At 38.4% G+C, this 3,316-nt stretch carries 4 protein-coding genes and 1 pseudogene; all 5 read right to left on the reverse strand.

The window, feature by feature from the left end; all coding sequences use genetic code 11:
• Window positions 1-260 (reverse strand): annotated as a pseudogene (locus ACOVQQ_RS12735) (acetyl-CoA carboxylase, biotin carboxyl carrier protein); the annotation flags it as partial.
• Window positions 261-334: 74 nt separating this feature from the next.
• Window positions 335-1,324 (reverse strand): beta-ketoacyl-ACP synthase III, encoded by a 990-nt coding sequence (locus ACOVQQ_RS12740; protein ID WP_290871819.1) that lies wholly within the window; start codon window positions 1,322-1,324, stop codon window positions 335-337.
• Window positions 1,325-1,484: 160 nt separating this feature from the next.
• Window positions 1,485-1,679 (reverse strand): 50S ribosomal protein L32, encoded by a 195-nt coding sequence (rpmF, locus tag ACOVQQ_RS12745; protein ID WP_073308476.1) that lies wholly within the window; start codon window positions 1,677-1,679, stop codon window positions 1,485-1,487.
• 9 nt (window positions 1,680-1,688) lie between these two features.
• Window positions 1,689-2,228, reverse strand: a complete 540-nt coding sequence (locus ACOVQQ_RS12750) for a YceD family protein (RefSeq protein WP_421818526.1) — start codon at window positions 2,226-2,228, stop codon at window positions 1,689-1,691.
• Between the two features lie 85 nt (window positions 2,229-2,313).
• Window positions 2,314-3,316 (reverse strand): 4-hydroxythreonine-4-phosphate dehydrogenase PdxA (gene pdxA, locus ACOVQQ_RS12755; RefSeq protein ID WP_421818527.1); only part of this gene is annotated, 1,003 nt, incomplete at its 5' end.

Consider the following 3,316-nt stretch of genomic DNA (forward strand, 5'->3'; position numbering starts at 1 on the left):
GATTTGATAGTAACAAATTTTGAATTGTCTTCAGCAGGTGCTGCAGGAGCCGCTGGTGCTGCCGCAACCGGAGCTGCTGCTACAGGAGCCGCCATAGCTTGTTGAACCGGAGCTGCTTGTTGTACGTAAGTGATTTCCGGTGTATTTCCTTCTAAAGTAGTTCTGATAGTAATTTTTACATCACCTGTTTCCAATTTTACTTCAGCCACTCCAGTGTTGGACACGAATTTGATCAGGTTTTGAATTTCTTTTAAATCCATAATTTGTTCGTTTTAGAATTAGTTTTATTGTTTTTTTCCGCTGCGCTCCAAACAGTTCGGCTGCGCCTCGGGTGTTAATACGCCCATTTTAAGTAAATAGATCCCCAAGTGAACCCACCACCGAAAGCAGCGAAAATTAAGTTGTCTCCTTTTTTAAATTGTTTTTCAAAATCACTCATCAGCAAAGGTAAAGTGGCCGAAGTGGTGTTTCCGTAGCGGTGAATGTTGACCAATACTTTTTCTTCGTCAAGGCCCATTCTGCTGGCGGTTGCATCGATGATTCTTTTGTTGGCTTGGTGCGCCAATAACCAATCTACATTCTCTTTGGTTAAATTGTTGCGTTCCATTATTTTTTCGCTTACATCAGCCATACCGGAAACCGCATATTTGAAAACTGTTTTTCCGTCTTGGAATACAAAATGTTGTCCGTTAGCTACCGTTTCGGCAGATGGCGGAAGGATTGAACCACCAGCATCAATTTTAAGGTATTCTCTACCGATGCCGTCGCTTCTTAAAAACTCATCTTGTAAGCCCAAGCCTTCGTAATTCGGTTCAAACAAAACAGCACCGCCACCATCACCAAAGATGATGCAAGTAGCTCTGTCTGTGTAATCTATGATGGACGACATTTTATCGGCACCGATAAGTAAAACTTTTTTGTATCGACCGGATTGAATATAGGCAGCAGCAGTAGACATTCCGTACAAAAAGCTGGAACAAGCCGCTTGTAAGTCGAATGCGAATGCATTAACAGCGCCAATTTGACTGGCAACGTAAACACCGGTTGAGGCAACCGGCATATCCGGAGTTGCTGTGGCCATGATGATTAGGTCTATTTCTTCGGGATTGATATTGGCTTTAGCAATTAAATCTTCGGCAGCTTTGATGGCCAAGTAAGAAGTGCCTTTTCCTTTTTCTTTTAAAAGTCTTCTTTCTTTGATGCCGGTGCGAGTGGTAATCCATTCGTCATTGGTATCTACCATGGTTTCCAGTACTTGATTAGAGAGTACAAATTCCGGAACATAAGCTCCAACTGCGGTAATTGCGGCTGTAATTTTGGTCATAAAAAGGGTATTTTTCCAATCGATTTTTGTGTAATCGAAAAGTTGTGGAAATTACAAAAAAAAATTATACCTAAAGGTAATTCTACGGGGATATTTGCTAAAATTAAATAAAACAAAAAACTCCCACATAGTGAGAGTTTGTTTTGTAAAAAAACCTTAATTAAGCAACAGCTACTGATTTATCAATAACTACTTGTCCTCTGTAATACATTTTACCTTCATGCCAGTAAGCTCTGTGGTATAAATGTGCTTCACCTGTTACCGGGCAAGTAGCGATTTGAGCTACAGTTGCTTTATAGTGAGTTCTTCTTTTATCTCTTCTTGTTTTCGAGGTTTTTCTCTTAGGATGTGCCATTGTACTATATTATTTATCCGTTAATAGTTGTTTTAATTTGTCCCAACGCGGGTCGATATCATCTTCTTTTTTTTCTTCTTTAATCTCTTTAACTTGTAATTCATTCAATTTTTGAAGTGCTTCTGTTTGCAAGGTTCCGTCTTTTACGCCGGGATGTATCCTTTTGTGAGGCACAGATAACACTATCATTTCATAAATATACTGCGACAAATCGACTTGATGTTCTCCGTGTGGGAGTATCAAAAGCTCATCATTGTCGTTGTTGAATTCGTCACCAAACTGAACCACCAATTTAATTTTTCCTTTGATAGGTAAATCAAACGGTTCTCCGGTTAAGTCACATGGAACGTTAACAGTTCCTAGGTGTTTAAAGTTGATTTCCAGCATTGTAGTCTTTTTTTCAAGGACTACTGTTACTGCTACATTACAACTTTCGAATTCATCAAATTGATACTCGTCAAAGAACTTTTTCTCTATTTTAAACTCAAACTGATGCTTTCCTAACTTTAATCCTATGAAAGGAATTAAAAATTCATTCGTACTTTTCATCTAAACAACAATTTGACCCAACATTTAGGGAGTGCAAAGATATAAAATTATTGGAATTCCAATAACCTTATCAACATTTTTTTGTTTATAACTGTTTTTCTTTTGTTTTCAAGGGATTCCGACTAATTTCGGCGTAATCTGCTCTTGAATTAAAGATGTCTATGGCGGTGTAAACTGCTTCCTTGAAGGAATTGTAGTCCGCCAAACCTTTTCCGGCAATTTCATAAGCCGTTCCGTGATCCGGAGAGGTTCTTACTTTGTTCAAACCGGCAGTGTAATTAACACCATTGCCAAAAGACAGGGTTTTGAACGGAATTAATCCTTGGTCGTGATAAGTAGCCACTACGGCATCGTATTTTTCGTATTGACTGCTACCAAAAAAGCCATCGGCAGCAAACGGACCGAAAACCAAAGTACCTTTGTCGAACAATTTCTTTAACGTTGGTCTTACAATCTCATCGTCTTCTTTTCCTATTACACCATTATCTCCTGCGTGAGGATTAAGCGCTAAAACAGCAATTTTAGGTTTGTTAATGCCAAAATCTTGAATCAATGATTGTTTAATGGTTTCAATTTTTTGGACAATTAATTTTTCAGTTAAGTGCTTGGCAACCTCATTTACGGGAACATGATCGGTTAACAAGCCAACTCTTAAATTGTCCTGAACCATTAACATCAAAGCGTTTCCTTCCAATTCTTGATTAAGGTAATCGGTATGTCCCGGAAATTTAAAGTCTTCCGATTGGATATTGTATTTATTGATAGGCGCCGTAACTAAGACGTCTATTTGGTTGTCTTTGAGTGCTTTGGTAGCTGCTGTAAACGATTTAATAGCATATTTGCCAACATTGTCGTCATTTTTTCCGAAGTTCAAATCGACACCTTCGCGCCAAACATTTAACACGTTTATTTTACCTACAACCAATTGGTCCATTTTATCAATGCCGTGAAGTGGTGCGGTTAACTCTAATGTCTTTTTAATAAAGGAAAGAATTTTGACATTAGCGAAAATAACCGGCGTGCAAAGTTCCAGCATTCTGGCATCTTCAAAAGTTTTCAAAATCACTTCGCTTCCAATACCGTTTAAA

Source organism: Flavobacterium sp. (assembly GCF_049240005.1).
In the GTDB taxonomy this organism is placed as follows: Bacteria; Bacteroidota; Bacteroidia; order Flavobacteriales; family Flavobacteriaceae; genus Flavobacterium.

Excerpts from the sequence above, each read along its gene's own strand:
- ACOVQQ_RS12740 (WP_290871819.1), bottom strand. The coding sequence starts at position 1,324 with ATGACCAAAATTACAGCCGCAATTACCGCAGTTGGAGCTTATGTTCCG.
- rpmF (WP_073308476.1), bottom strand. The coding sequence starts at position 1,679 with ATGGCACATCCTAAGAGAAAAACCTCGAAAACAAGAAGAGATAAAAGA.
- ACOVQQ_RS12750 (WP_421818526.1), bottom strand. The coding sequence starts at position 2,228 with ATGAAAAGTACGAATGAATTTTTAATTCCTTTCATAGGATTAAAGTTA.